At 56.9% G+C, this 25,196-nt stretch carries 24 protein-coding genes and 1 pseudogene; 19 read left to right on the forward strand and 6 right to left on the reverse strand.

What is annotated here, in order from left to right:
• Positions 1 to 33 precede the first annotated feature (33 nt).
• From QPL94_RS05725 to QPL94_RS05735, 3 genes are read left to right on the forward strand one after another with little or no spacing between them, the layout of a single operon-like run.
• The gene (locus QPL94_RS05725; RefSeq protein ID WP_137435907.1) at positions 34 to 318 is read left to right on the forward strand and encodes a hypothetical protein; all 285 of its coding nucleotides are present in this window, start codon (positions 34 to 36) and stop codon (positions 316 to 318) included.
• Between the two features lie 27 nt (positions 319 to 345).
• Positions 346 to 1,722, forward strand: coding sequence for a class II fumarate hydratase (locus QPL94_RS05730; RefSeq protein WP_285356119.1), 1,377 nt, complete (start codon positions 346 to 348; stop codon positions 1,720 to 1,722).
• 44 nt (positions 1,723 to 1,766) lie between these two features.
• Positions 1,767 to 2,249 carry a CDP-archaeol synthase gene (locus tag QPL94_RS05735; RefSeq protein WP_285356120.1) on the forward strand — a complete coding sequence of 161 codons (483 nt, stop codon included), beginning with the start codon at positions 1,767 to 1,769 and terminating at the stop codon, positions 2,247 to 2,249.
• 10 nt (positions 2,250 to 2,259) lie between these two features.
• Here the strand turns inward: QPL94_RS05735 and QPL94_RS05740 are convergent, their stop codons facing one another.
• Positions 2,260 to 3,234, reverse strand: coding sequence for a metallophosphoesterase (locus QPL94_RS05740; RefSeq protein WP_285356121.1), 975 nt, complete (start codon positions 3,232 to 3,234; stop codon positions 2,260 to 2,262).
• Between the two features lie 145 nt (positions 3,235 to 3,379).
• Here QPL94_RS05740 and QPL94_RS05745 point away from each other — a divergent pair.
• The 4 genes and pseudogenes from QPL94_RS05745 to msrB all read left to right on the forward strand — a co-directional run.
• Positions 3,380 to 3,568, forward strand: a pseudogene (locus QPL94_RS05745) (chromate transporter); the annotation flags it as partial.
• On the forward strand, positions 3,552 to 3,803 hold the full coding sequence (locus tag QPL94_RS21365) for a hypothetical protein (RefSeq protein ID WP_350310606.1): 252 nt from the start codon (positions 3,552 to 3,554) through the stop codon (positions 3,801 to 3,803). The pseudogene QPL94_RS05745 and the gene QPL94_RS21365, both read left to right, overlap by 17 nt.
• Before the next feature lie 95 nt (positions 3,804 to 3,898).
• Positions 3,899 to 4,546: a peptide-methionine (S)-S-oxide reductase MsrA gene (gene msrA, locus QPL94_RS05750; protein WP_285356123.1), complete on the forward strand. Its 648-nt coding sequence runs from the start codon at positions 3,899 to 3,901 to the stop codon at positions 4,544 to 4,546.
• Between the two features lie 10 nt (positions 4,547 to 4,556).
• A complete protein-coding gene (gene msrB, locus QPL94_RS05755) occupies positions 4,557 to 4,985 on the forward strand; it encodes a peptide-methionine (R)-S-oxide reductase MsrB (protein ID WP_137435895.1) in 429 nt (142 codons plus the stop codon).
• Positions 4,986 to 5,027: 42 nt separating this feature from the next.
• Here the strand turns inward: msrB and QPL94_RS05760 are convergent, their stop codons facing one another.
• Entirely contained in the window at positions 5,028 to 5,999 is a 972-nt protein-coding gene (locus QPL94_RS05760; RefSeq protein ID WP_285356124.1) for a calcium/sodium antiporter, read from the reverse strand.
• Between the two features lie 239 nt (positions 6,000 to 6,238).
• Here QPL94_RS05760 and mqo point away from each other — a divergent pair, with 239 nt between their 5' ends.
• The 5 genes from mqo (at position 6,239) to QPL94_RS05785 (ending at position 13,810) form a co-directional block, all read left to right on the forward strand.
• The gene (gene mqo / locus QPL94_RS05765; protein ID WP_285356125.1) at positions 6,239 to 7,720 is read left to right on the forward strand and encodes a malate dehydrogenase (quinone); all 1,482 of its coding nucleotides are present in this window, start codon (positions 6,239 to 6,241) and stop codon (positions 7,718 to 7,720) included.
• Between the two features lie 153 nt (positions 7,721 to 7,873).
• The gene (locus QPL94_RS05770; RefSeq protein WP_285356126.1) at positions 7,874 to 9,106 is read left to right on the forward strand and encodes an ATP-grasp domain-containing protein; all 1,233 of its coding nucleotides are present in this window, start codon (positions 7,874 to 7,876) and stop codon (positions 9,104 to 9,106) included.
• Positions 9,107 to 9,159: 53 nt separating this feature from the next.
• Positions 9,160 to 11,184, forward strand: a complete 2,025-nt coding sequence (locus tag QPL94_RS05775) for a hypothetical protein (RefSeq protein WP_285356127.1) — start codon at positions 9,160 to 9,162, stop codon at positions 11,182 to 11,184.
• Positions 11,185 to 11,216: 32 nt separating this feature from the next.
• Positions 11,217 to 12,887 carry an acetolactate synthase large subunit gene (locus QPL94_RS05780; RefSeq protein WP_285356128.1) on the forward strand — a complete coding sequence of 557 codons (1,671 nt, stop codon included), beginning with the start codon at positions 11,217 to 11,219 and terminating at the stop codon, positions 12,885 to 12,887.
• A 50-nt stretch (positions 12,888 to 12,937) separates the two neighbouring features.
• Positions 12,938 to 13,810 carry a hypothetical protein gene (locus QPL94_RS05785; protein ID WP_285356130.1) on the forward strand — a complete coding sequence of 291 codons (873 nt, stop codon included), beginning with the start codon at positions 12,938 to 12,940 and terminating at the stop codon, positions 13,808 to 13,810.
• Here the strand turns inward: QPL94_RS05785 and QPL94_RS05790 are convergent.
• The gene (locus QPL94_RS05790) at positions 13,807 to 14,406 is read right to left on the reverse strand and encodes an exopolysaccharide biosynthesis protein (RefSeq protein ID WP_285356132.1); all 600 of its coding nucleotides are present in this window, start codon (positions 14,404 to 14,406) and stop codon (positions 13,807 to 13,809) included. The genes QPL94_RS05785 and QPL94_RS05790 overlap by 4 nt on opposite strands.
• 223 nt (positions 14,407 to 14,629) lie before the next feature.
• On the opposite strand from QPL94_RS05790, the gene QPL94_RS05795 reads away from it, so the two are divergent.
• Complete coding sequence (locus QPL94_RS05795) at positions 14,630 to 15,901, forward strand: NAD(P)/FAD-dependent oxidoreductase (RefSeq protein ID WP_285356133.1); 1,272 nt, start codon at positions 14,630 to 14,632, stop codon at positions 15,899 to 15,901.
• Positions 15,902 to 16,004: 103 nt separating this feature from the next.
• Here the strand turns inward: QPL94_RS05795 and QPL94_RS05800 are convergent, their stop codons facing one another.
• Genes QPL94_RS05800 through QPL94_RS05810 form a run of 3 tightly spaced genes read right to left on the reverse strand, consistent with a single transcriptional unit; the run spans position 16,005 to position 21,437 of the window.
• Positions 16,005 to 18,089 (reverse strand): MtrB/PioB family decaheme-associated outer membrane protein, encoded by a 2,085-nt coding sequence (locus QPL94_RS05800; RefSeq protein WP_285356134.1) that lies wholly within the window; start codon positions 18,087 to 18,089, stop codon positions 16,005 to 16,007.
• A gap of 30 nt (positions 18,090 to 18,119) precedes the next feature.
• Complete coding sequence (locus QPL94_RS05805; protein ID WP_285356135.1) at positions 18,120 to 19,094, reverse strand: DmsE family decaheme c-type cytochrome; 975 nt, start codon at positions 19,092 to 19,094, stop codon at positions 18,120 to 18,122.
• A 36-nt stretch (positions 19,095 to 19,130) separates the two neighbouring features.
• Positions 19,131 to 21,437 carry an OmcA/MtrC family decaheme c-type cytochrome gene (locus QPL94_RS05810; RefSeq protein WP_285356136.1) on the reverse strand — a complete coding sequence of 769 codons (2,307 nt, stop codon included), beginning with the start codon at positions 21,435 to 21,437 and terminating at the stop codon, positions 19,131 to 19,133.
• A gap of 338 nt (positions 21,438 to 21,775) precedes the next feature.
• Between QPL94_RS05810 and QPL94_RS05815 the strand changes: the two genes are divergently transcribed.
• The 6 genes from QPL94_RS05815 (at position 21,776) to QPL94_RS05840 (ending at position 25,092) form a co-directional block, all read left to right on the forward strand.
• Positions 21,776 to 22,393, forward strand: coding sequence for a c-type cytochrome (locus QPL94_RS05815; RefSeq protein ID WP_285356137.1), 618 nt, complete (start codon positions 21,776 to 21,778; stop codon positions 22,391 to 22,393).
• A 59-nt stretch (positions 22,394 to 22,452) separates the two neighbouring features.
• Positions 22,453 to 23,064, forward strand: a complete 612-nt coding sequence (locus QPL94_RS05820; RefSeq protein ID WP_285356138.1) for a NapC/NirT family cytochrome c — start codon at positions 22,453 to 22,455, stop codon at positions 23,062 to 23,064.
• Between the two features lie 91 nt (positions 23,065 to 23,155).
• Complete coding sequence (locus tag QPL94_RS05825; RefSeq protein ID WP_285356139.1) at positions 23,156 to 23,323, forward strand: SOS response-associated peptidase family protein; 168 nt, start codon at positions 23,156 to 23,158, stop codon at positions 23,321 to 23,323.
• 96 nt (positions 23,324 to 23,419) lie between these two features.
• Positions 23,420 to 23,836: an SOS response-associated peptidase family protein gene (locus QPL94_RS05830; RefSeq protein WP_285357854.1), complete on the forward strand. Its 417-nt coding sequence runs from the start codon at positions 23,420 to 23,422 to the stop codon at positions 23,834 to 23,836.
• 460 nt (positions 23,837 to 24,296) lie between these two features.
• Positions 24,297 to 24,578 carry an HNH endonuclease gene (locus tag QPL94_RS05835; RefSeq protein ID WP_285357856.1) on the forward strand — a complete coding sequence of 94 codons (282 nt, stop codon included), beginning with the start codon at positions 24,297 to 24,299 and terminating at the stop codon, positions 24,576 to 24,578.
• 175 nt (positions 24,579 to 24,753) lie between these two features.
• Complete coding sequence (locus tag QPL94_RS05840) at positions 24,754 to 25,092, forward strand: hypothetical protein (RefSeq protein ID WP_285356140.1); 339 nt, start codon at positions 24,754 to 24,756, stop codon at positions 25,090 to 25,092.
• The last annotated feature ends 104 nt before the right edge of the window (positions 25,093 to 25,196 follow it).

Consider the following 25,196-nt stretch of genomic DNA (forward strand, 5'->3'; position numbering starts at 1 on the left):
TCTGTCAACGATTGTTTTGTCAGGAGAGACGCTATGGCCGTTCCCGAAAATGCCCTTACCAATCACGAAGTGACTGTCTGCCTCTCTGGTGGTGCCATACTGGGGCCATTCAATGCCACCTGGTCCAGGGATGAGGGGGGCGACGTACGAGAGCTCGTGCGTGAATACGATGGCTACCTGCAGGGGGAAAAGCAGCACCGGTTCAAGTTTCATCTGCACGATACCTACACCAACACGGTCCACACCCTGATTCTGAATTTTGATCAGGTTACCGGCATTTGCGACCATGTCAGGTTGAAGTCCCCACTCAACGAATGACCGAAGCTGGCTGATAAGGAGAATGTCATGACCAATTTCAGGACGGAAAAGGACAGTCTGGGAGACGTCCATGTGCCCGAGAATGCTCTCTGGGGAGCCCAGACCCAGCGAGCCGTGGAGAATTTCCCGGTCAGTGGTCAGCCCATGCCGCCCGCCTTTATCGCTGCGGTTGTTCGCGTAAAACAGGCGGCCGCCGATGCCAATGCCAGCCTTGGGCTGCTGGACAACGAAGTGCGTGACGCCATCGTGGCGGCAGGAAATCGAATATTGGAGGGTGAGTGCGCCGACCAGTTTCCCGTTGACCGCTACCAGACCGGCTCTGGTACCAGCACCAACATGAATGTGAACGAGGTGATCGCTGCCCTGGCTGCACAGGAAGGTGTCGAGATTCATCCCAACGATCACGTCAACATGAGCCAGAGTTCCAACGATGTGATTCCAACGGCGATTCATGTCAGTGCCGTCACCGGGGTTCACGAACGTCTGATACCGGCACTAACGCACCTTTGCGGCGTTATTTACGAGCGCGAGGCGTTGTTTTCAGAGCAGGTCAAAACCGGCCGTACCCATCTGATGGATGCCATGCCTGTTACTCTGGGCCAGGAGTTGCGAACCTGGCGGGAGCAGTTGCTGGCCGCAGAAAAGCGGCTGGCCGCTGCCGCCGACGATTTGCTCCAGGTGCCTCAGGGCGGAACCGCGGTGGGTACCGGCGTGAATGCCCTGCATGAGTTCCCGGAACAGTTCGTCAAATTTCTGAAATCCAATACCAGCTATCATTTCCACTCGCTGGAGCACAAGTTTGTCGGGCAAAGTGCCATTGATGCGCCGGTTGCGCTGTCGTCACAGCTCCGGGGCCTGGCCATTGTGCTCACCAAAATCGCCAATGACCTGCGCTGGATGAACAGTGGTCCCATTCATGGTCTGGCAGAAATCAGCCTGCCGGCATTACAGCCGGGCAGCAGCATCATGCCGGGCAAGGTGAACCCGGTGATACCGGAGTCGGTGGCCATGGTGGGTGCACAGGTCATGGGCCTGGACAGCAGCATTGCCATTGCCGGCCAGTCAGGCAACTTCCAGCTGAACGTGATGCTGCCACTGGTAGGCGCCAACCTGCTGGACATGATCGAACTGCTGAGTAATGCGTCCACCATCCTCGGCGATAAGGCTATTCGCGATTTCACCGTGAATTCCGATCACCTGAACGCAGCGGTGGGCAAGAACCCGGTGCTGGTCACGGCGCTGAATCCCGAGATCGGTTACAGCCTGGCTTCTGATATTGCCAAGGAAGCCTACCAGAGTGGAAGGCCGGTGATTGACGTTGCGGAAGAGCGCAGCGGTCTTGACCGGGACAGACTCGAGGAATTGATGGATCCCCTGAAACTGACCAAAGGCGGCGTGTCCTGAAAACAAGACGTTCACTGGGCGACATCTGACGGAGGCTGGGCCGCTTGCTGTTATCTCTCGAGCTCTTCGTGATGCTGGTGCTGGCAAATGGGGCGCCAGTGGTTACGGCCCGGGTGTTCGGCCGGCGCTGGTCCGCCCCCGTTGATGGCGGCAGACTGTGGCGGGATGGGCGACCGCTGCTGGGGAACAGTAAAACCTGGCGAGGTGTGGTGTCCGGCACGCTCGCCTGTGGCCTGTTTGCGCTGATAATCGGTATGGGGTTGCTGTTTGGCCTGGTCTTCGGATTGCTGGGGCTGATCGGGGACATGATCAGCAGCTTCATCAAGCGCCGTGCCGGCCTGGACTCCAGTGCCCGGGCCTTGGGGCTGGACCAGATACCCGAAGCACTGTTGCCGATGATCCTGGCATGGTATTGGCTGGGCCTGAACGGGCTTGTGGTGGCGGGTGTTGTGGTGCTTTTTACCATCTCCAATATCGTGCTGTCACCACTGCTGTTCCGGCTGGGCATACGTCACCAGCCCCACTGACCGGCTCAGGCTAGCCCGGCCCGCCGGTCAGCGTATGCAACGTCACCTCGGGCGGGCAGTTCAGGCGCACATTGACCACCGAGGTGCCGGTTCCCGGAGAGGTATACCCCTGCATGCCGTTGCGGCGCCAGTACCCTCGACCCAGTTCCCGTGGGCAGTCGGAATCCAGGGTGACCGGAAACCCGCCAGGCAGGCAGATCTGGCCACCATGGGTATGGCCGCAGAGGAAAACGTCGTAGCCGGCATGGGCGGCTTCCCGCCAGATTTCCGGGGTGTGGCTGAGCAACAGGCTGATGCCGCCTGCCGGAATTTCGTCACCGGCCTTGTGAAGATTGTGAACCTTGTAGAAATGGGCATCATCCACGCCTGCCAGGTAGAGTTTCTCATCGCCTCTCTGCAGCACGGCATGCTCGTTCATCAACAGGTGGTACCCCATGTCTTCAAGGCCGGGCACCATGCGCACACTGTCGTGATTGCCCAAAACCGCATAGGCCTTGCCCCGAATGGCGCCCCGTAGCTTTGCCATGCCCGCCATGGCATCTTCAATTGGCCCCCAGGTCAGGCGACGGTAGTCGCCGGTCAGTACGCACAGGTCGTATTCGAGTGGCTGGATCCGGTTGATAACCGCCTGCAGGTTGGCTTCGTCCATATCCACATGGAGGTCGGTCAGTTGCAGGATACGGTAACCTTCAAAAGCGGCCGGAAGGCCGTTGATGTGGAAGCTGTTATGGACCGTGTCCAGCCGGCGGCTGTTGGCCTGTCCCCGCCGGAACAGCCCCGCCAGTTTCAGGCAGGTGCTGATAAATCGCGGCGCGGAGGTGATATTCTCGAGGTGGAACGAGTGCCGGTCCGGCCCGAACACCTTTGACTCTGCTTCCTGTTCAATGCCAAGGCGTTGTCGCGCATGGACCGGGCCAAGCCGGAGGCTGAGACGATACTCCAGCAGTTCATCCTGATTTTCTGGTGTATGGGCCCGGGCAGTCATTGCTGATCCTGTTGGTTGTTGTAAACGTTTCCTGTCACGATCCGGTCAACACGCCCCTTCATTATGGTTGGGTCTGGGAGTGATGCAACAGGGAAGTCATAATGTTCATCCTTCTTACCTAACGTTGTCACAGACAGAGAGTTCCATGTTCAGAGATGCCCGCTCAAAGGATGCCCATGGCGGGGCGTTACCTGCCTGGCACATATTCCTGCTGTTTCTGCGGCTTGGCCTGACATCGTTCGGCGGCCCCACAGCCCACCTGGGGTTCTTTCACCAGGAATTCGTAAACCGCCGGCGGTGGTTGTCAGATTCCGCCTATGGTGAGGTTGTTGCCCAGGCGGTGTGGCAGATGGGCCGCAACCTGTGCCCGGGCAGCGCTCGCAGGTGTGAATGCAGGTGTTGTCGGACTGTTGCTGGCGGCCCTTTATGATCCGGTCTGGACTTCTGCCGTAGATAGTTCTGGTGCAATCGCCTTTGTGTTGCTTGCCTGGGTAAGCCTGGCTATATGGCGGGTACCGGTGTGGATTCTGGCACCCGGAAGTGCTCTGGCAGGGTTGCTGTTTTTCTGATCGGCACTGCAGGGGTGGCTAAACCGGGTCAGTAAGGCCACACTTGGACTGAATGTAAGTGCACAAACGGTAATGACTCAGAGGCACAAGCTGATATGTCGACATCCTGCAATATTCCCGGCCTGAACGTACCGAAAAGCCGCTTCCCGGACCCCGAACACGATTTGCCCGCCGGGGACTCCAGCGAGCAACACGTCGTGCTTGGCGGGGGCTGTTTCTGGTGTGTGGAGGCGGTTTTCCTGGCGGTAAATGGTGTTACCGGCGTTGAGTCTGGCTATGCTGGCGGCAGTGCGGATACCGCGAACTACGAAGCAGTATGCAGCGGCCAGACCGGGCACGCTGAAGTGGTTGATGTGCGATACGACCCGCAAACCGTCAGCTTTGGGGAGATCCTCAAAGTATTTTTGTCTGTGGCTCACGATCCCACTCAGCTCAATCGGCAGGGTAATGACCGCGGCACCCAGTACCGTTCCGCGATTTTCTACGAGACCGAGGACCAGAAACGGGTGGCTGAGGATTACATCCGTCAGCTGAATGCCGCTGGCATCTACGATGATCCGGTCGTAACCAGCCTGGAGCCACTGGAAGCATTCTATCCTGCAGAGGAATACCACCAGAACTTTGCGGCCCGAAATCCCTATCAGCCATACATCATGGCTGTTGCAGCACCAAAGATGGAAAAGCTTGTGGACACATTTGGTGATCGGCTGAAACCCGGTTATACCGGCAACGATATTGCCTGAGGAGGTTGCTATGAGCGTTTCTGCTGCAGGTTACGACCTGACACCGCTGACACCGGAACAGGTTAATGAGAAGGCCGCGGGCCTGTCCGAAGAAGAGCGCCGGGTGTTGCTGGACCACGGCACAGAAAGGCCCTTTTGTGGCACATTGCTGGATAACAAGAACCCGGGCGTCTATTACTGCCGGCTGTGCGAGCTGCCTCTGTTCAGCTCGGATTCCAAGTTTGATTCGGGCACTGGCTGGCCCAGCTTCTTCCAGCCCTTCGACACCGATCACATACGTTACCTTGAAGACAGCAGCATGGGCATGACCCGCACGGAAATCCGCTGCCCGCGTTGCGACAGTCATCTGGGGCACGTGTTTCCCGATGGCCCACCGCCCACCGGGCAGCGTTACTGCCTGAACTCGGTGGCGATGGTGTTTCGGGAAAATCAGGACTAGCGTCCCGGTGGCAGGCCGGATTTAACTCTGGCTTGCCATCAGTCAGCGAATAACCGTAGACGCCAGATAGCCGGCGTAGCCGACGTACACCATCAGAAGTAGCAGGCCCTCCGGCCGGGTGATGATCCGGGGCTTGCCGGCAAAGCCAAAGCTCATTACCAGAAGGCCGATGGTCAGGGCTGCCATCAATGTCCAGTCGCGGTAGAGCACTTCCATATCCACAACCAGCGGCTCGATGGTCGCAGCCAGTCCGACAACCGCCAGCGTATTGAAAATACCCGAGCCCACAATATTGCCCAGTATCAGGTCGTGCTCGTTTTTCTTGACTGCTGCCAGGGCAGATGCCAGTTCTGGCAGTGAGGTGCCTATAGCGACAATGGTCAGTCCGATAATCAGGTCACTGACGCCGAGGCTCTGGGCTATGAATACCGCTCCCCAGACCAGCATGCGAGAACTGACCAGTAGCAGAACCAGGCCAACAACCAGCCAGGTGACCGCGATCTTCAGCGGCATCGGATGGGCAACCAGCTCTGACTCGGTCTCGCCTATCAATGAGTCGCCTTTGCCCTGAATTCCCTGGTAAATCGACCAACCCATGACAACCGCAAACACCGCCAGAAGGACCCAGCCATCAAGCCGTGTCAGTTCGCCATCAATGAGCTGGTAGCCGGCAATGGCTGTCAGAACCAGCAGTAATGGCAACTCTTTACGGACCACCTGGGAATGCACCGCAATCGGGGCGATCACCGCAGTAAGCCCGACGATCACGGCAATATTGGTGATGTTCGAACCATAGGCGTTGCCCAGTGCCAGCCCGGGGTTGCCGTCCAGTGCTGCCATGGCAGACACCGCCAGCTCCGGTGCAGAGGTGCCGAATCCGATAATCACCATGCCTATGAGCAATGATGGCATGCCCAGGTGCTTGGCCGTGGCTGCTGCGCCCTCGATAAAACGGTCAGCACTCCAGACCAGAAGAACCAGGCCTGCGATGATTGCTGCAATTGCCATTAGCATAAAAGGTACCCTGAAGAAGTTTCCCGCCAGGTATGAGACTAAAGTGGCGGTGATATCGTTAACCTCAGGCGCGAGAATGAAAGGGGCGCCTGGCGGGCGCATTTTATACGTTTGGCCCTCGATTGATAATCGCAATTTATTATCCGCTCGAAAAACGGGATAATCGCGCCACAACTTCAAAGGCCCCTCTGCTGATCGTGGACGGGCTACAGGCTTTAAACCAGCTAGGGTGATTACCAATGGCCGTTAGACAGGCAGATGTAGTGCTGGTCGGCGGGGGCGTCATGAGCGCTACCCTCGGCATGATGCTCAGGCAGCTTGATCCTTCCCTGGACATCGTCATGGTGGAGCGTCTCGATCACGTGGCCCATGAAAGCACCGACGGATGGAACAACGCGGGTACCGGGCATGCCGGTTATTGTGAACTCAATTACACTCCGGAAACCGAAGACGGCGACGTCACGATCGACCGCGCACTGCAAATCAACGCTTCGTTCGAAGTCTCGCTGCAATTCTGGTCACATATGGTCGAGCAGGGCATATTGCCGGAGCCCAAATCCTTCATCAACCGCACACCACACCAAAGCTTTGTCTGGGGCGAAGACGGGGTGAAGTTCCTCAAGCGTCGTTACGAAAAACTCAGCGCCCACCACCTGTTCCGCGAAATGGAATACACCGAATCCCCTCGGGATCTGGAAGAGTGGATGCCGCTGGTGGTGAACAACCGTGACCCGATGCAGCGGGTGGCTGCCACAAGGATCAAGCATGGTTCGGATGTGGACTTCGGCTCACTGACCCGCAGCATGGTGAAATTCCTCGAATCCACGCCGAACTTCGAGCTGATGCTCAGTAGCCCGGTTCACTACCTTGCCAAGCGCGACAACGGCCGCTGGAAGGTAAGGGTCAAGAACCAGAAAACCGGCGAGCAGACCAAGCTTGAGGCCGGGTTCGTCTTCCTGGGTGCCGGCGGCGGAGCGCTGCCGATGCTGCAGAAGTCCGACATCGACGAATCGAAAGGCTATGGCGGCTTCCCGGTCAGCGGTCAGTGGCTGGTTTGCCAGAAGCCGGAAATTGTCGAGCAACACAATTCCAAGGTGTATGGCAAGGCGCCGATCGGCGCTCCTCCAATGTCTGTACCGCATCTGGATACCCGCATCATCAACGGTGAGCCGGCCCTGCTGTTTGGCCCCTTCGCCGGCTTTACCACACGCTTTCTCAAGAAAGGCTCGGTGTTCGACCTGTTCGGCTCGGTCAGTCCCACCAACCTTCGGCCCATGCTGTCCGTCAGCCGCACCAATATGGACCTGACGCGTTACCTGATTGGTGAAGTCTTCCAGTCACACAGTGACCGCGTGGCCTCCCTGCGCAACTACTTCCCGGATGCACAGGAGGAAGACTGGCGTCTGCAGGATGCCGGTCAGCGGGTGCAGATCATCAAGAAGTCCGCGGATGGCGGCGGCAAACTGGAGTTCGGTACCGAGATTGTAGCGGCGAAGGACGGCACTCTTGCAGCCTTGCTGGGTGCTTCTCCGGGGGCATCGACGGCAGCCCATGCCATGATCGATGTGATCGAACGCTGCTTCCCCGAACGCATAAAGACACCGGAATGGCAGGAACGCATGAAAGTGATGGTGCCTTCCTACGGCCAATCGCTGGTCGATGATGAACAATTGCTCAACAGAGTGCGGGAACGAACCCTCTCAACCCTGAAATTGGGGTGATATTACGAATTGATCTAAGGGCTTCAGAAGCGCTGGCAACACCGGCTTAACCGCCCGTTTTGTCAGCGCTTGTTACCGTCCAGGCATCCGGTCCGGTTGCGATTTGTAACTAAATCGTTAGGTTATAAATACACACCCGATAGGAGAACGCCTATGAGCGAGCAGAAGTTCGATTCGAATAAAGGTTATGTTGCACTCCTGGGCTGGAGCCTGAACGCGATCGAGGCCGCGGACAAATTTGACCGCCGTTACGTCGTAGTGGCCCCCGATTGGGCCGAGGCCTACTGCAAAGAACACGATATTCCTTATGTTCCCTGGAACTTCGAGCGCCTGAACGACCGTTCTGTTGAGATTGCCCAGACCCTCAAGGAGATGGGCGTGAACGTGGCGATCCCGCTGTTCGAGGAAACCGTGGAGTGGGCCGGCGCCATCAACTCGGTATTGATGGACCAGCCCAAACTGTTTGGCCAGTCCCTGTTGCTGCGGGACAAGGCATTGATGAAGCGCCGCGCCCAGTTGGGCGGTATCCGTGTGGGCATCTTTGAAGAAGCTCACGACAAGGATGACGTTGTCCGTTTCCTCAAGCGTGTAAACCAGACGCTGCTGAAGCTGGATGGTGACCCCAATGACCCGATCCACCTGAAGGCGTTCGACAAGGCCGGCTGCCTGGGTCACCGGGTTATCCGTACCCCGGACGAAGTGGATACCATCCCCGAGGAAGAGTTTCCGGTGTTGATGGAATCCCACCTGGACGGATGGGAATTCGCCGTTGAGGCCTGGGTCCATAACGGCAAGATCGCATTCCTGAACATTTCGGAATACGTCACGCTGGGTTACTCCGTATTCGTGCCGGCCACGCCAGACCTGGAGCATTACCGGGAGCAGATTACCCGAGAAATTGAGAAGCTGATCAAGACCTTCGACATCGAATTCGGCTTTATCCACCCCGAGTACTTTGTCACCAGTGACAGCACCATGTACTTCGGTGAAGTGGCTTATCGGCCGCCGGGCTTCAAGGTGTTCGAGTTGCTTGAGCGCGCCTATGGCTTCAACGCCTATCAGGCATTGATCATGACCTTCGACCCGAAAACCACGGAAGAAGAGGTCAAGGCCTTCTTTCCGAAAGAAGTGGTGGATGCCAAGGGCTATGCCGGCTGCTTCGGTGTTTATCCCCGTCGCCGCGTGGTCAGCAAGCTGGAAATGCCGGAGGAGACCGAGAACCACGAGTATTTCGAGTCTCACGAGCTGACCCCACCCATGGAGGAAACCGTCACCAAGCGTACCGCCTTCGGCACGCACTGGGGCCTGATCTACTTCTTCGGCGAAGACCCCTATGTGATGAGAGATTTGCTGAAACATCAGGAAGAACTGGATTTCTATGTATAATTCCGTAAGGAATTAACAATAATGGGTCTGGTTCAGACCCTGAGGAAAACAGTTTGAGCAATTCCGATGCCGGAAGCCCGGCGCCCGTCGTTAACTTCGATAAACTGGTGCAACGACTGGACGATGCGATCACGGCTCTCGATGAGAGCCGAAGCTTCGCCAAGGCCGGCAAGTTGCCCCCGTTGTTCGACATTGTTCGCCGGGTGCTGTTACAGCCGGATGGTTGCCAGGCCATTCAGGACCGCGCAGAGCGGCTTGAAAAGGCCGGCGTTTTTCTGGGGACAGATTGGGCGGAGCCGGCCCTTCTGCAGCCCCAGCTTACTGTCTATTCCCTCCAGAGCCCCCAGACTGACACAGTTCTCGTGGAGGCAATGAGCGAGCTGCGTCTGCTTGCAGTGGCCATGGGTGACTTCCTGCATGAGTCCATGTCGGCGGAACAGGCGCACCATTATCTGACCCAGGTGCTCGCCATTAACCTGCAGCTTCTGTTTGGAGAAGGCGGCGAGGCTGAGCGTGAACAGGGCAAGCTGGCGCAGATCAGTCGCTCCGTAGTGCAGCATGTCGCCACCAGAATTGGTTACGAGCATGTGATTGATCGCCTGATTGATGAAATCTGGCGCATCCTGCAGCAGCGACCTATCCAGGTGAACAATGTTCGCCAGATGATCACCCAGATTGCCGTTTGCCGCGCTGATCCGAATGTGGATATGGGCAGTGCCGGGCAGGGGGCCGAGCGTCTGATTTCAAGCCTTTACGGGCCAACACAGGCCTGTCGCGAAGACCCCGGTATTGCGGCTTACGAAGAGCGCCTGAGTCACATGGATTCCAGCGCCCTGCAGGGTGAGGCGACCGGCTTTGCCCGCTCCATGCACGATACCGGGCTGGTTTCGCCTTACCACGCCACTTTCATGCGGTTCATCCTGGAGAACCAGGATTCGCTGATTGCTGAATCGCTGGGGCTCTCCATGACCGGGCGGGACTGCCTCCTGCATTATCGCAATCTGGTGCTGACCCTGATTCGCGAGGGCGTCTTCCCGGAAACCGCTCAGGGGCTCTATGGGCTTTCACTGTTGCTGGAACGGGGCATCCTTTACCAGCCCCCGGTCGAGCCGGCACTCTGGCGGCAGACAACGCTGTCACTGTGCCCGGAAGCCCGGCACCGTCTCGAGCTGGCCTACGGTTATCAGCCCCAGCCAAAAGCCTGGCTGATACAGGGCGTTCTGAACATGCTGGGTCAGCCCCTGGGCGTCGGGCAGGGGAATAACCCCACCTGCCAGTCCGCCCGGGCGCTGTCCATGTGGGCCTATAATGATCCGGATTATCTGTTGCAGATGGTCACCTGGGCGGCCCGGGATAATGAAATCATCATGCATTTTGAGGGCACGCCGGTATCCTCCGCCGCCAGCCAGGGAGGCGTTGCGTCCGCGGTGACCCTGGATCTCGATCCGGTGTCACTGGTGGTGGTGCCTCATCTGGACCGCATTTACGCCGAAATGGGGCGTTTATGCATCGGTCGGGAGGGTGACCCCCACCGGTGGGTGAACCCGGAGTTTCACGGCTGGTCTGCCGGGCGCGGCTTCAGTATCAACGTCGATGTCGCGACCGGTAAACTGAAGGATCTGGACGGCTTTCTGAGGCATTTTTATGCCAGCTACCATCCGGATTACAACGGCAATCAGCCGCTGGTGCACCCGCAACCTGCGGGCGTGGCGGTCACCGACAGTGCTGCACGGTTCATCGGTTGGCATGCCATCACCATCCTGCGGGCAACCCTGGATCCGGAAGGTGTCATGCGGGTGTATTTTTACAACCCCAACAACGACAGCGGCCAGCACTGGGGTGGCGATGTGCAGGTGAGCACAGCCACCAAAGGCGAGCGCTTCGGGGAGGCATCACTGCCTTTCGAACAGTTTGCGTCGCGCCTGTACATCTTCCATTACGACCCGCTGGAGCGTGGCGAACCTGCAGCAGTGGGCGAGGAGGAGCTTGCGCGGGTGATTGATCGCGTTCACCAGAGTTGGGGGCGTGACAGGTTGCCTGCTGAAGCGTTTCAGGCAGAGCCACCGCGGGACGCATAGACACCGCCAATCAAGCCAGAACAGGAGAGACGATGACCGCACAGGCCAATGAACTTCGGAACGGTGCTGAACTGTTCGTCCATGCCCTGGAGAATGAAGGGGTTCGCTATATCTTTGCGGTACCGGGTGAGGAAAACCTGGATCTTCTGGAAGCTCTGCGTGAGTCCAGCATCGAGTTGATTCTCAACCGTCATGAGCAGGCGGCAGGCTTCATGGCTGCCACCTACGGGCGGCTCACTGGCCGGGTGGGTGTTTGCCTGTCCACCCTCGGCCCCGGTGCCACCAACCTGGTAACCGCCGCTGCCTACGCCCAGCTTGGCGGTATGCCGATGATGATGATTTCCGGGCAAAAACCCATCAAGTCTTCCAAACAGGGCCTGTTCCAGATTCTGGATGTGGTGGACCTGATGCGCCCGCTTACCAAATACACCCGCCAGATCAGCAATGCCAACACCATTCCCGCCAAGGTGCGGGAGGCTTTTCGTCTGGCCTCGGAAGAGCGCCCCGGTGCGGTTCACCTGGAGTTGCCTGAGGACATCGCTTCGGAAATGGCCGAGGCCGATACCCATATCTTCCAGCCCAGTGATGCCCGCCGCCCTACCGCCAGCACAAAAAGCCTTGATACCGCCTGCGAGATGATCCGTCAGGCCAGGCACCCACTGATCATGATCGGCGCTGGCGCCAACCGCAAACGGGTATCCCAGGCGCTGATCCATCTGGTGAATGTAACCGGCATTCCGTTCTTTACCACCCAGATGGGCAAGGGCGTGGTGGACGAGCGTCATCCCGGATATCTGGGCAATGCTGCACTCTCTGCCGGCGACTTCGTGCACTGCGCCATCGACCATGCCGACCTGGTGATCAACGTGGGGCACGATGTGGTCGAGAAGCCGCCGTTCTTCATGAAGCCCGGTGGCAAGCAGGTTATCCACGTGAATTTCAGCGCCGCAGACGTGGACCCGGTGTATTTCCCGCAGCACGAAGTGGTGGGGGACATCGCCAACAGCGTGGAATACCTGGCGGAACGCTGTGGCCAGTGCTCGTCCCACGATTTCAGCCGGTTTATGGAAGTGAAGGCCTCGGTAGACAGCCATCTGGCCGAGAAAATCGAAGACGGCCGCTTCCCCGTCATCCCCCAGCGCATCGTCCACGATGTACGCCAGGTGATGCCGGAAGACGGCATCATTGCGCTGGACAACGGCATGTACAAACTCTGGTTCGCCCGCAACTACCCGGCCTATGACAATAACACCGTGCTGCTGGACAACGCCCTCGCCTCCATGGGCGCCGGCCTGCCCAGTGCGATGATGGCGGCCATGCTGTATCCGCACCTGAAGGTGATGGCGGTGTGTGGTGACGGCGGCTTCATGATGAACAGCCAGGAGCTGGAAACCGCCGTGCGGCTGAAACTCAACCTGGTCATCCTGATTATCAACGACAACGCCTACGGTATGATCAAGTGGAAACAGGCCCAGGAAGGCTTCACGAACTTCGGGCTTGATTACAACAATCCGGACTTTGTGAAGTATGCCGACGCCTACGGCGCCACCGGCCACCACATCAGCAAGACGGAAGACCTGCAACCCACCCTGAAGCAGGCGCTGACCGCAGGCGGTGTGCACCTGATTGACGTGCCCGTGGACTACAGTGAAAACCGCCGGGTGTTTGATGAAGAATTGGTAAAACTGACCTGCAACCTGTAGCCCGTGTAGTATCATTCGGTCTGAATTGGCATCAGTTTGAGGGTGATTGAATGATTTACACGTGGTTCAAGGTGGCATTGTTGTCGCTGGTGCTGGCTGTTGCTGCCGGGTGCAGTAAACCGGAAACGCCGCAGGAAGTGGCCGCGGAGTTCTGGCAGGCCATGGCCGAAGACGACGCGGGTGCCGTCGCCGAGCTGTCGACGCTTGCCGATCCTTCTACCTTCGACGGGTTTGCCCGCGACTGGTTTGAAACCGTGCCCGATTTCGGCCGGGTCATTATCGAAGAGCGCGAAGCCACCATAGTTACCCGCTTACCCTCCGCAGACGGTGCCTCCGGCGAGCGCCGGGAAGTGATTACCTACCTTGTGAATCTGAATGGTGACTGGCTGGTGGATTATGATCGCACCGGCAAGGCCATCATGAACCCATCGCCGCTGGACGGCCTGATGGGTGAGATCAACAGGCTGGGAGAGCGTTTGTCGGCTACTTTCAGTCAGTCCTCGGATGACCTGGCCCTCCGGATGGACGCCATGGCCCGTGAGTTTGAGACCTATTCCGACGAGGCAAGCCGCCGGGCCGAGAAAGTTATGGAAGACTACGGTCGTGCCTTGCAGGAGTTTATGGAAGAACTGGAAAAATCCATCGAAGAGGCACTGGAAGACCATCAACAGGCCCCCGCCCGGGATCGCAGTGCCTTGCAGCAAACCGCTGCCGACCTGAACCAGAGCCGTGACAGGCTGGATGAGCCGGATTTCGACGCCTTCGCTGACAGCTCTCGTGCGCTGGCGGAGGCGGGAGCCCGGCTTTCGCGGTTAAGCGACGAATCCTACAAAAGCTACCAGCAAACATGGGAGGCCAAACTGGACGAAATCAGCGCGCGCACGCAAGCGTTTTTCGACGATCTTGAAAGCAGTGGGCGCTAGCCCATCAGGCCGGTAATCACGAACCATCCGGTCAGCAACGTAAGCGAGGTTGCCACAACTGCCAGCAGTCCGTCCCGCGCGACAATCGCCAGTCCGAACGCCATCAGCGCCGCTCCGGCGCCATTGGCACTGAAGGGCACTACCTCCATTGCCGGCATTGCCATGGCAACCAACATGCACAGAGTGGCCATAACATAAAGACCGGGGCCATCCACCAGGAACACCAGCCGTGGTCCCGTCCACCGGTCCAGAAACCGAGCAGGCTTTTGCAGCCAGTCCAGCCCCTTCAGCAGTTTGTTGCGGGGAACCGAGCGCTGGGAAATCCACGTTGGCAACCAGATGGAATGCCTTTGGAACAGCAGCTGGCCCAGGGTAAGCAGAACGATCAACCCCAGAATCGTTGGCACACCGGGAATATCGCCAATCAACGGCGCCAGTGTTATCAGCCCCGCCAGCAACAACACCGGCCCGAAGGAACGCTCGCCCACACCACTGAGGATGTCGTTCACCGACACCTGCCCGGAACTGCCCGCTGACTCGCGGATCTGGCCCAGCAGTTGTTGCAGGTTGGTGGCGTCGTTGCGGGTCTTCTCCATCTTGTGCTCCCGTCCCTCAAAGTCTTTACAACATGGTAGCTCAGTCCCCTTAGCATTTGGGTGGAGTGACAACCTTCGAGCTCATATATCTTCTCTGATGAAAAGTTGAGATTTTCAGGTTTGGTGATATTACTAAATAGTCTAACGATAGAACCTTAAGTTTGGTAGTCTTTGATTAATCTCAAGCGCCACAGGCTCCAAATAACGACAAGAGGTTCCAGGCATGATCAGCAACACAACAACCCCCAAGGGCGAGGTCAAAACACATACCGTCGTGATCGTAGGCGGCGGTGCTGCCGGTATTTCCGTAGCGGCCAGCATTCACAAGCGTGATCGCGATATCGGTATAGCCATCATTGAGCCAGCCAGCACTCACCACTATCAGCCCGGCTGGACCATGGTCGGGGGCGGTGTTTTCCGGCCGGAAGTCACCTCCAGACCCATGCCGGAAGTGATACCGCCGTTCGTTTCCTGGTATCAAAAAGCCGTAACTGCAGTGGACCAGGACAAGAACCAGGTCGTTCTGGACGATGGTTCCTGCATTGAGTACAAGGCACTGGTGCTGGCTCCGGGACTGGAACTGAACTGGAGTGGCATCGAGGGCCTTGAGGCTGCGCTGGGCTCCAACGGCGTTACTTCCAACTACCGCGAGGGCATGGCCAGCTATACCTGGGATATGGTCCAGAATCTCAAACAGGGCCGGGCCCTTTTCAGCCAGCCACCCATGCCGATCAAGTGTGCCGGCGCCCCCCAGAAGGCCATGTACCTGTCTGCGGATTATTGGCTAAAGCAAGGAGTGCAAAGCAAACTGGACGTACAGTTCCACAACGCCGGTGCCGTCCTGTTTGGTGTGCCGGCTTATGTGCCGGCGCTGGAGGCCTATATAGAGAAATACGGCATCGACGTGAATTTCCAGAGCACCCTGGTTGCCGTTAACGGCCCCGCCAAAATCGCAGTATTCCGGACTCCCGGTGCCGATGGCAACCACCAGGAACGTGAAGTCAGTTTCGACATGCTGCACGCCGTTCCGCCCCAGCGCGCTCCAAAGTTCATCCGTGAATCCACCCTCGCCAATGAAGGCGGCTGGCTGGATCTGGAAGACGACACCCTGCGCCACAAAACCGTGCCCAACATCTTTGGCCTTGGTGACGTCAGTGGAACCGGAAACGCCAAAACCGCCGCGGCCGTTCGCAAGCAGGCTCCGGTAGTGGCGGAAAACCTCATCGCCAGCCTGCGCAATGAGCCGATGCGCGCTGCCTATCTTGGTTACGGCTCTTGCCCACTGACAGTGGAGAACGGCAAGATTGTGCTGGCGGAATTTGGCTACGGCGGCGTCCTGCAGCCAAGTTTTCCCAAGTGGATCAACGACGGCACCCAGGCAACCAAAGCCGCCTGGTGGCTTAAAGCGAAACAGCTGCCCACACTATACTGGCACGGTATGCTAAAAGGCCGGGAGTGGCTGGCCAGGCCTGCCGTCCGATCAACCAACGACTGACTCTGTATGGCAGGGCTGGCTGTCGTTAAAGGGGAAGGCTGATAATTCCTGAGGTGCTTTCCCGGTAGCGGTTCAAACGCAGACGGCGGAACAGCTCCGGGGCTCAGAAACGGTATCTTGCGGATATCCCTGCAGCATGGATGACGTAATTCGGGCTTTGGAGGCCGGCAGTCAGAACGTTATCTGTTGTGTTCGGGGCTACGCCATCGTTGAAAAAGTCTTGCTGTTCGTAATGCTCAAGCCAGTAATCAAGGCGATAACTCCATCTGTCGGAAACCGAATACTCGCCATAAATCCGGGTGCTGATTCGATCAGCTTCCAGTTGGGGGAATTTCTGATCGGATGCTCGTGAATCAACCGATATATTCCCCCTTGACCGCGTATAGGCCAGATCGACTCCCAGTTCCAGGTGGGGAATTATTTCCCTGGCCCGGACACCACCTCCGAACGTGTTGATGGTGTCATCATGCTCTGCAAACCAGTCCGGTCGGCCAAAGCTTTCGCTTCCGGCTATGTCTGACACGATGTTCTGGCGGGTAAAATAAACATAGGCGTTCAGGTATTGTCCGGGAGACCAGGAAGCGTCCAGCGTGACCATTCTGTCGACCGCTTTGGTCAGGCCAATCAGGGAGTTGTGATAATCATCGTCAGCGTACACAGAGTTCAGACCGAAGCTGAGCTGTTCACTGGCGTAGTAGTTGCCCGATATTCTGATTTCACGCCGATCACGGTCGGCAAGATTGAATTTCCGTAACAGCGGATTTTCCGTTGGAGCGACTGCCAGCGGATCATAGCCTCCATCGATGTCCCGATCCTCCCAGCCCAGGCGAAGCCGGAGCTCGACCCGCTCCCCGGGCCGGGTCCGCAGCTCGCCAAAATAAAGATCCGTGTCCGTGGCGTCCACCTCTTGGAAAGTAAACTCAGAGCGCTCTATCCCATATCCTGTGCTTACGTCGGTGTTGTTGGTCAGACGATAGTCCGCACTGAGCTCACCACCACTTTTTTCAAAACTGTAAGGGCGATTCTCTCGGAGTTCAGCCACGAAAAGATCGGTGTCTACCTGGCGGTAGCTGTCCACTGGAGTGTCGTTGTCCCGTTCATCAAAGAAGCCTTCTGCTCTAAGTGTCAGCCGGTGGGTTGCGTTTCCGGTCAGGCGCAGGCGAGCATTCAGTGTATTCACTTCCGCATCCAGATCCTGGCGTGGGAGCCCGACCGGGCCTATGTTCGGATTGATTGTCGCGGGAACGAAAGAGTCATCCTGTTCAAGACGACCCACCGCAATGTGCCCCGACCCACTGAGCCAGCGCGTGGGGCGGAATGCTCCGGAAAGCATCAGTCGGTTGAAGCTGTTATCCGGCGCTGACGCTGATCTGCCCCTGGGGGCGTCATCGGGAACAATAAAGGGATTGTCCCAGGTCAGGGACTGGTTATCATTATCAAAAAATGAGCCGTGATAGGCCAGACGCAGTTGCCAGAGTTTTGCCAGGTAACCGACCGAGAGGTCGAACCGGTGGGTAATATCATCCACCGGCTCCGGCAAAATGGCTGATCGCAACAGGAAGCTCCCGCCCATCAGCCGGGTGCCATCGCGCTCATCCGCTGTGTACTCGAAGTTGTAGTCCCAGTGCTCTCCCTGGAGAAACTGCAGGCCGGTTGCAAGAGTCTTTCGCTCCAGCTCAATATCAATGTTCCGCAAAGCGACGTCGAGGCCACTCAGGTCATTTGTCGTATCCCCCCGGGTCCAGCCGCCGGGGAGCTCCAGGCGTTCAGTGCCGGCTCCGGAAAACACGGTTTTCACAGGGTCGTACACGTCGTGATTCAGCTCCTGATAGTCAAGGAAGTAATCCACGGTTCCCTGCTTGCCACCCCGGACTGCAGCATTTCGCGATCCAAGCCCCAGGTTCTGGCCCTGCAGAGACCAGTAGGTGCCGTCCTCATTGCGATCGATAACATCAATGGCGCCGTTGAGGAAAAAACCGTCCCGATCAAATCCCCGATAGTCAGTAAATTCTGCCTCATCGTCCTCCAGCCAGAGAATGCCAGCTTCCACATACCCCCTTGGTTCCCAGTTAAAAGCACAGGCTTCGCATTCTTCAGTAGTAGTAGTGGTTTCCGCCATGACACCGGCAGGGCTGACGACCAGTGCAACGCCAAAAGGCAGGATCCATTGTGATTTGAGCGTCAGCATGGTTTTGTCCTCCTGTATCCCACCGCTGCGTCAACGGCTCAGGTTGGCTCCCGAGGGATGGTTAGAGCCATGCACCTTTGAATGGCAGTTCAAACAGCTTCCACCCAGCAGGAACGCCGAGGCCCGCCCACCGGGCAAGTCGTCGGAAGTGCGGGCAATGCTGGGGTGACCTGCCCGGGAGTGGCAGCTCTGACACAGCAGCGGGGGCCGTTGCTTCAGGAGTGCAGGGTGGTTGGAGCCATGGGGGCTATGGCAGCTTGTGCAGTCATCGGCAACAGGGGCGTGCTCCCACAGAAAGGGCCCGCGCTTGTCAGCATGACAGCTGTAGCAACTGTCGTTCAGGGTGGGCTCTTTCAGCATGGCGGTATTGAGAGAACCGTGGGGCTGATGGCAGTCCGAGCACGCCATGTCACCGAAACGCATCGGATGGGACGACATCTGGTGAGACTGAACCTGCACATTCCTGTGACAGTCGGAGCAGATCTCCGCTTCACGCCGGGCGACGGTGACCGGATCTTCGCTGACATGCACCTGGTGACAGTCCGCGCAAGCTACGTCCTGTCGCTCATGGGTTCCGCCCTCCCAGTGCATGCGCTGATCTCGCTGGTGGCAGTCGAGACAGATACCGTTCTGTTTCTGTTTCGACCAGAGCGCATTGTCGCCGAAGGCAGGAATGGGCGGGCGCTCCTGATTAAAGCGGAGCCTCTTCCCGTGCTCAGCTCCAGGCCCATGGCAGGATTCACACTGGTGCTGTGCAAATGGCGTCCTTGCATCCCCGGGCACCGCATGGGGCGTCTTGAAAATATCCATTACCGGGACTTCGCCGTTTTCATCATGGCAGGCCAGGCAGGTGTCAGCGCCTTCCGCGGTATATTCCAGGGGCGAATCCGTTTCGTCCTGCGCCATCACCTCAATGCCGGCAGAAAACAAACTGAATAACATAATCGCGCCAGCGAGTATCCAATGCGGGCGGTTGTTCTGTTTCCTGTCGCCGGTCCTGGTCACGTTTGGCTCCTGTATGGGGTCTCTTCAGTGCATTGGTCAGTCGTCAAGATTGTGAGCCTTGCGAACGTCGGCAATGCTGCCAGGGCCATGACACACGGCACAGCTCTCCTGATTGGCGGTGCCTGCCGGAACGCCGAAGCCGCCGCCATTCTGCTCCATGTGAATCTGTGTAGTGCCGTCGTCATGACAGGCAGAGCATACCGAGGCTGTTGCAGTGATAACCTCGTCGTCACCCTGATCAAGCGCGGCTGCAAGTGTAATGAAATCACTGGTTCCAAACGGGTTGGCTGTGGCAACGGTTGCCTGGGTATCGATGGTCGTTCCGAGCACCCCTTCGGGTAAGGGTAGCTCGAAGGTGGCATCGCCATGGCAGGCCATGCAGTCGCCTGGGTCGCGGGGGTAACGTACGTCGCTGAAATCGTGGGGCCTGTTGCCGAAGCCGTAGACAATCAGATCCCCGGTGCGCTTGTCGGCACCGTGAATTGCATGAATCATCCGCTTGAAATCAATGGACGACTCTTCAGCACCATCCACTGCATTCTCGTTGGTCTCGTTGTCACTACCATCGGGGTCTGCCGGGCGCTGTGCAAGGTCAGTGGCGCGAGGGTTATGGCACATGACACACAGCTGGACATTATCCGTACGGTTCGAGCCATGGAGCGAGAGCCCATCATTTTCACCATGACAGTTCTGGCAGCTGGCCAGTTCAACAACTTCGCGGCGTGCCTGGGCCTCGGTGTCGGTAATGGGGAAATAGTCCACGGCGCCAGTCACCTTGACAGCTACGTCAAAAGTGCCGTCACCATCGGGATCGGCAGCCGGGTGGCCTTCAATGGCAACTGCGCCCGAGCCGGTTACATCTGATGGTATGGCGACGGGGGAATTTACTGTGAATATGCCATTTCCGTTGGCAGTAGGGGCGGCGAGAGCATTGATTGAAACGACCTTGGCGGGCGCACTTTCACTTCCTGCATTGGTGTAGTCACCGGTGTCCCATGCCAGAATTACGCCGAGCCGGCTCTGGCTGCTGGTAAATTCCGGATCATTCTCCAGATCATAGGGTTCATCATTGTTGGTCGGATCAGTCACTGAAAAACGGATGCTTGGCTGTTCACTCGGCCCGGTATTGGTTACCTCAAGGATGTTGTAGCTGAACTGGCTGGCGGCAACCTTGGCCGGTATGGCATGGGATTCGAGTACCGATCCGGCAATCTTGTTCTCTGCGTGGCAAACCGAACATTCGCTGTTGTCGGTGACGACTCCACCGGGGTGGCCGCCCGCCATGCCTGCGCTGAAATCGACGTCGTCATGGCAGGAACCACAGGACTCAATAGTCGGGCGCATGACAATATTGCTCGCGTCCGGTGTTGCCGCATCGGCGGGGTCATGGCATTTGACGCAGGTCTGCGGGCTTTGGGGGAAAGCGACATCGGAAAAGTCATGTCTGGAATCCCGGAACCCGTAAATGACATATTCACCGCCGCTTTCAACACTTGGCAGTTGCTCACCCATGTGGATCTTGTGGGTAAGCACCCGAAAATCCAGGCTATTGCCACTGTTGGCGTCCGTGCTTCCGGGATTATGGCATGTCACACAAAGATCCACGTCCTGGCGGCCATTACCATGCATGCGTAACTCCCCGTGGCAGGAATCACAGGACGCCTGTGCGACAATTTTCCGTGCGGGTATGTTATCAGTCAGCCCGCTGGAGGGCTGAAAGGTGAAAACGGCGTTGGTTAATGGCAAAGATTCACCGAGAAAGCTTCCCCCGATTTCGAGCCCCACTCGGTGCGTCAGGTCAGGTTCAAAAGGTACTGTGACGGGATCCGTAATGGAACCCAGATCAGCGGCAAACGTATATTCGTAGGTACCGTCGCCATTGTTGACCAGCGTGCCGTCATTTTCCGTTCTGGCCTGAACCGCATCCTCGGTTCCCGGGCCAACACCGGCTGGTTCTATTTCATTCAGGTAGCTCTGCCAGTGGTCGCTGTCCCCTCCGGTGCCCGGTACAAGCTTGGCAATGGTAAAAGACGGTTGCCCCTCGGTTAATTGGTCGAACGGAAATCCGAACTGGTCTGTGGCCTCAAACTTGACCACAGGGGCGCTATTGATGGTGACATCGGTTATGCGAATCTGGAGTTTTGCGGGAACCTGGTTATAGGATCCGGGAGACCCGGAGGGGCCGGGTGGCCCTGCTGGGCCGAGATCTCCTGTGTCGCCCTCACAACCGGCCAGGACAAGAAGAAAGATGAATCCCCAGAGCAATCCTGCCGTTCGTGCGATAGTGCGCAACGGCTGGTTGACTGGCACGCAAGGTTTATAGGTTTTTGTTACCTTGGCCATGCTCATCCTCTCCTTGTCCGCAATTCCACCGGATCTGGTGGTCAGCTTCATTCTTATTAAATAGAGCTATTACTGTCGGGTAGATCCCGCCAACTTTCAGCAGGGGCTACCTGATTAAAAGTAGTTCTTCTGCCGGAATAGGTGCACATTGATTTGCAACAAAGCTGTTCATTAATTGACCTGCGTCAAAGTCGATTCAATACTTAAGATGCTAGTTATTGAACTACCCGGGATGGGCGAGCAGGCTAAAGGCAAATCAATCCCTTCAATAATCCGGTGTGGTTGATTTCAGGCACGCAGTCACGACGGAATCCAGGTACCACGTAAAGGAGCTCGCGATGCATTCAACTACTTCTCTTTTCCTGGCGACCCTGGTCGCTCTTGCCATGAGCGCGGGTGTATTTGCCAAGGCCCCGCCAGCAGCCGAAGACTGCGCAAGCTGTCATAACAAAGACGGTATCAGCGAAGACGAAGACATTCCCATCATCGCGGGCGCTTCCGCCTTCTTTTTGGAAAATCAGATGTTTATATTCAAAGAGGGAGCCCGCCCCTGTGCAAAGGAAGAGTTCGGCGAGGAGGAGCATGACGGTATTGCCGAGGATCACTGCGACCTGGCGAAAGCGCTAAGCGAGAAGGAAATTACCGAACTTGCCGCTTACTTTGCCGAACAACCCTTCAAGAGTGCCGACCAGAAAGTTGATGAAGAGCTTGCTGGCATGGGGGCACAGATCCACGAACAACGTTGCGAAAAATGCCATTCCGACAGCGGCAGCCTGGCGCTGGATGATGCGGGTATCCTGGCCGGTCAGTGGAAGGCCTACCTGGTCCGCACCATGCAGGATTACAAGAATGGTGACCGCTGGCAGCCAGAGAAAATGCAGCCTGCGATGGAAGCCCTAAGCGAAAAAGATATCCAGGCCTTGGCTGAGCATTACGCCAAAGAAGGTAAGAAATAGGCCGACGGTGATCCATGCCGGGTCACGTCGGCAGCCTACCATTCTGAAGGAGCGGGGTCATGGCAGCGGGGAAAAATTCGGATCCGGAACAGAAGGGCTGGTGGCAACGTTTCTGGCAGTGGCCGAAAACAAAATACCTGCTGTGGATTCCTGCGGGTGGCTTTGTAATGCTGGTTACAGGCGCCATTCTGCTTGGCAGCGTCAATTATGCCATGGAGGAAACAAACACTCTGGAATTCTGTACTTCATGCCACGAAATGGGCGCGTTTGTTTATCCGGAATATGAGCAAAGCGCCCATTTTTCCAATCAGAGTGGTGTTCGGGCGGTATGCTCAGACTGTCACGTGCCAAAGGACTGGTGGGGCAAGGTCGTTCGCAAGACAGAAGCGACGTTTAATGAAATCCCCTCATGGATTACCGGGAAGATTGACTCGCCTGAAAAGTTCGAGGCCCACCGCAGGGAAATGGCGGAGTCGGTATGGGCAAAAATGCGGGCAAGCAACTCGGCCACCTGCCGCAGCTGCCACAGCTACGACGCCATGGCACTGAGTATGCAAGACCGTTATGCCAAGCGCAGGCACTCCAGAGAATATCGCGAAGCTACTGATAAAACCTGTATTGACTGTCACCAGGGCATAGCCCATAACCTTCCTGAAGTCACAGCAGAATAGGCGGGTTTCATCCAGCCAGCGACGTGTTCCCGCTGCGGCAATTTACTTTACTGGGTTTAAAGTGACTCCAGATTGATGTGACAGTTGCATTATGTGTGGACGCTATAACGTAATCGACGACCCTCTTGTCCAGGACCTGCTCGAAACCCTGGGCATCCCGATGCGTATGCAGACCCGTCTCAATATAGCTCCGGGCGCCAAAGGCCAGATTGTCTATGAGACGAATCGGGGCCGGACTCTGGAAGATGCAATCTGGTAACTTCTTATCGAACCCAGGCCCGACGGCAGCGGCTACCGCCCCTCACCAAAATACAGCACCTTCAACGCCCGCTCAGGAAGCCTGGAAGCCAGCCCCCTGTGGAAAAACCGCTTTCGCTCCCAGCGGGCCATCATTCCCGCCAGCGGCTTCCATGAATGGACCGGTGAGAAAGGCCACAAGCAGTGCTTCAACATCCACCCTGTCGACAGCGCCATTGCCTTTGCCGGCCTCTACGAGCTCTGGGACTTTCAGGGTGAGACTGTTCCGTCGTTTACCATCATCACCCTGCCGCCACATCCCCGGTTCAGCCACATTCATCCGAAAAGTATTCCCCTTATGCTCAGGGCGGAAGACTTCGATATGTGGCTGGATCCACACCTGACGAACACCGATCCACTGCAACACCTGCTTGGAACCCGGATCAGGCAGCCTTTGCTGGTGGAACCGGTGAAGTCGCCCGGGAGCCTGGAGAAAGCCGGGCCGGGGGAGGAGATTGCGGCGGACGAGTTGTGATTCAGAGCGGGACACAGGCATAAAAAAAGGCCCCTGATTTCAGGGGCCTTTTCGGTTGGTTGGTGGAGACGGCGGGAATTGAACCCGATGCCGCACCCTTTCATAGCAACACAGAAAACCACAATTCCCGGGAAAACAGACAGTTCCGAAAATCCTGCTCCACAGGAAACCACACAAAAACACAAAGCCGTGGACACTTTGTTGACACATTCCGGTTTACTTGGGCTTTAGAATTAGCTAGATTTGAAACCAACTAAAAGGAGCAGTTCGGGGTAATCTGGCTGCTCTTCACCCTCCAGTTCGAAGTATCTCGGCTGGTTCCTCAGATATCGCAAAAGCGGTTTTGGGGCACTGTATAAAGCCGGATATATTCGTGTCTCAAAATAGACGTCCACTCAAAAAGTTTCGTGACGCAGCTTACCTTCGACAAAATGGACTTTGCATATACTGCCGTAAGCCCATGTGGGTCTCGGATGTTGAGAGCTACGCTGCTTACCATTCAATTTCTATAAAACAGGCGTCGTTCTTTCAGTGTACCGGCGAGCACTTGGTTGCTCACTGTGATGGCGGCAGGGCTAATAGGTCAAATATCGTTGCAGCCTGTAAATTCTGCAACACCAAGAGACATTGCAGAAAGCGCCCTGAAGATCCAGTTTCCTATGCCTTCTATGTTCAGAGAAGGCTAAACAAAGGCTCCTGGAATAATCATTTGCTCAACGTCGCTGCGAGAGGCGATTCTTAGTATGGTGATCCCGTGTACCAGCGTCAGAGTTGTCGCGAATCAATAAAAATGACTAGAAGGAGCAGTAATCGTGAGGAACCTGGTATTTATTTTGTGTTTCATCTTTAGCGGATCAGCTATAGCGAGTGTGCTAGATGAGCTCAAACGCACTCCCGCGACCAAGTATGAGGTTGGCATGCTTCGCCTCGAACTTGGAGCGATGATGGTGTCGAAGGATTTGGAGGGAAAGTCTGTCGGTGAGCATGGGTTTGAGTTTCAAGGTGCTAGGGTCGATGAAAAGCCCGACAGCGTCGAATTTGTCTTCACTGTTGAAGGCAGAGCCAAAGATATTAGTGAAGGACTGTGTGAAGCCATGAAGAATACTTTCGAGGATCGAGGCGCTCTTGAGGAAATGAAAAAAGAGGTATGGCCAGGCCTCTCAGACACTCAGTATGCTGCAATTGCGGATGAGTTTTTCTTGGCAGTCGAGCTGGTTTCGAGAGAAAATTCGGCATTTACGGTCAGTTGTAGGTAGGCCATCACTTGGCCACACTCTTCCGTGCTAGGGGTGTGGCTATCTCTTTCTCGTATGCCGTAATTGAACCCCCGATGCCGCATCGTTCCAAAGCACCACACAAA

Origin of the sequence: Marinobacter sp. SS13-12, assembly GCF_030227115.1 — a bacterium.
Taxonomy (GTDB): domain Bacteria; phylum Pseudomonadota; class Gammaproteobacteria; order Pseudomonadales; family Oleiphilaceae; genus Marinobacter.

Bases quoted from the DNA above. Each gene is read 5' to 3' on its own strand.
- QPL94_RS21365 (WP_350310606.1), top strand. From the start codon at position 3,552: ATGGTGAGGTTGTTGCCCAGGCGGTGTGGCAGATGGGCCGCAACCTGT.
- QPL94_RS05770 (WP_285356126.1), top strand. From the start codon at position 7,874: ATGAGCGAGCAGAAGTTCGATTCGAATAAAGGTTATGTTGCACTCCTG.
- QPL94_RS05835 (WP_285357856.1), top strand. From the start codon at position 24,297: ATGTGGGTCTCGGATGTTGAGAGCTACGCTGCTTACCATTCAATTTCT.
- QPL94_RS05800 (WP_285356134.1), bottom strand. From the start codon at position 18,089: ATGCTGACGCTCAAATCACAATGGATCCTGCCTTTTGGCGTTGCACTG.
- msrB (WP_137435895.1), top strand. From the start codon at position 4,557: ATGAGCGTTTCTGCTGCAGGTTACGACCTGACACCGCTGACACCGGAA.
- QPL94_RS05740 (WP_285356121.1), bottom strand. From the start codon at position 3,234: ATGACTGCCCGGGCCCATACACCAGAAAATCAGGATGAACTGCTGGAG.
- mqo (WP_285356125.1), top strand. From the start codon at position 6,239: ATGGCCGTTAGACAGGCAGATGTAGTGCTGGTCGGCGGGGGCGTCATG.
- QPL94_RS05785 (WP_285356130.1), top strand. From the start codon at position 12,938: ATGATTTACACGTGGTTCAAGGTGGCATTGTTGTCGCTGGTGCTGGCT.
- QPL94_RS05840 (WP_285356140.1), top strand. From the start codon at position 24,754: ATGCTTCGCCTCGAACTTGGAGCGATGATGGTGTCGAAGGATTTGGAG.
- QPL94_RS05815 (WP_285356137.1), top strand. From the start codon at position 21,776: ATGCATTCAACTACTTCTCTTTTCCTGGCGACCCTGGTCGCTCTTGCC.
- QPL94_RS05820 (WP_285356138.1), top strand. From the start codon at position 22,453: ATGGCAGCGGGGAAAAATTCGGATCCGGAACAGAAGGGCTGGTGGCAA.
- msrA (WP_285356123.1), top strand. From the start codon at position 3,899: ATGTCGACATCCTGCAATATTCCCGGCCTGAACGTACCGAAAAGCCGC.
- QPL94_RS05810 (WP_285356136.1), bottom strand. From the start codon at position 21,437: ATGGCCAAGGTAACAAAAACCTATAAACCTTGCGTGCCAGTCAACCAG.
- QPL94_RS05760 (WP_285356124.1), bottom strand. From the start codon at position 5,999: ATGCTAATGGCAATTGCAGCAATCATCGCAGGCCTGGTTCTTCTGGTC.
- QPL94_RS05730 (WP_285356119.1), top strand. From the start codon at position 346: ATGACCAATTTCAGGACGGAAAAGGACAGTCTGGGAGACGTCCATGTG.
- QPL94_RS05780 (WP_285356128.1), top strand. From the start codon at position 11,217: ATGACCGCACAGGCCAATGAACTTCGGAACGGTGCTGAACTGTTCGTC.
- QPL94_RS05795 (WP_285356133.1), top strand. From the start codon at position 14,630: ATGATCAGCAACACAACAACCCCCAAGGGCGAGGTCAAAACACATACC.
- QPL94_RS05825 (WP_285356139.1), top strand. From the start codon at position 23,156: ATGTGTGGACGCTATAACGTAATCGACGACCCTCTTGTCCAGGACCTG.
- QPL94_RS05725 (WP_137435907.1), top strand. From the start codon at position 34: ATGGCCGTTCCCGAAAATGCCCTTACCAATCACGAAGTGACTGTCTGC.
- QPL94_RS05790 (WP_285356132.1), bottom strand. From the start codon at position 14,406: ATGGAGAAGACCCGCAACGACGCCACCAACCTGCAACAACTGCTGGGC.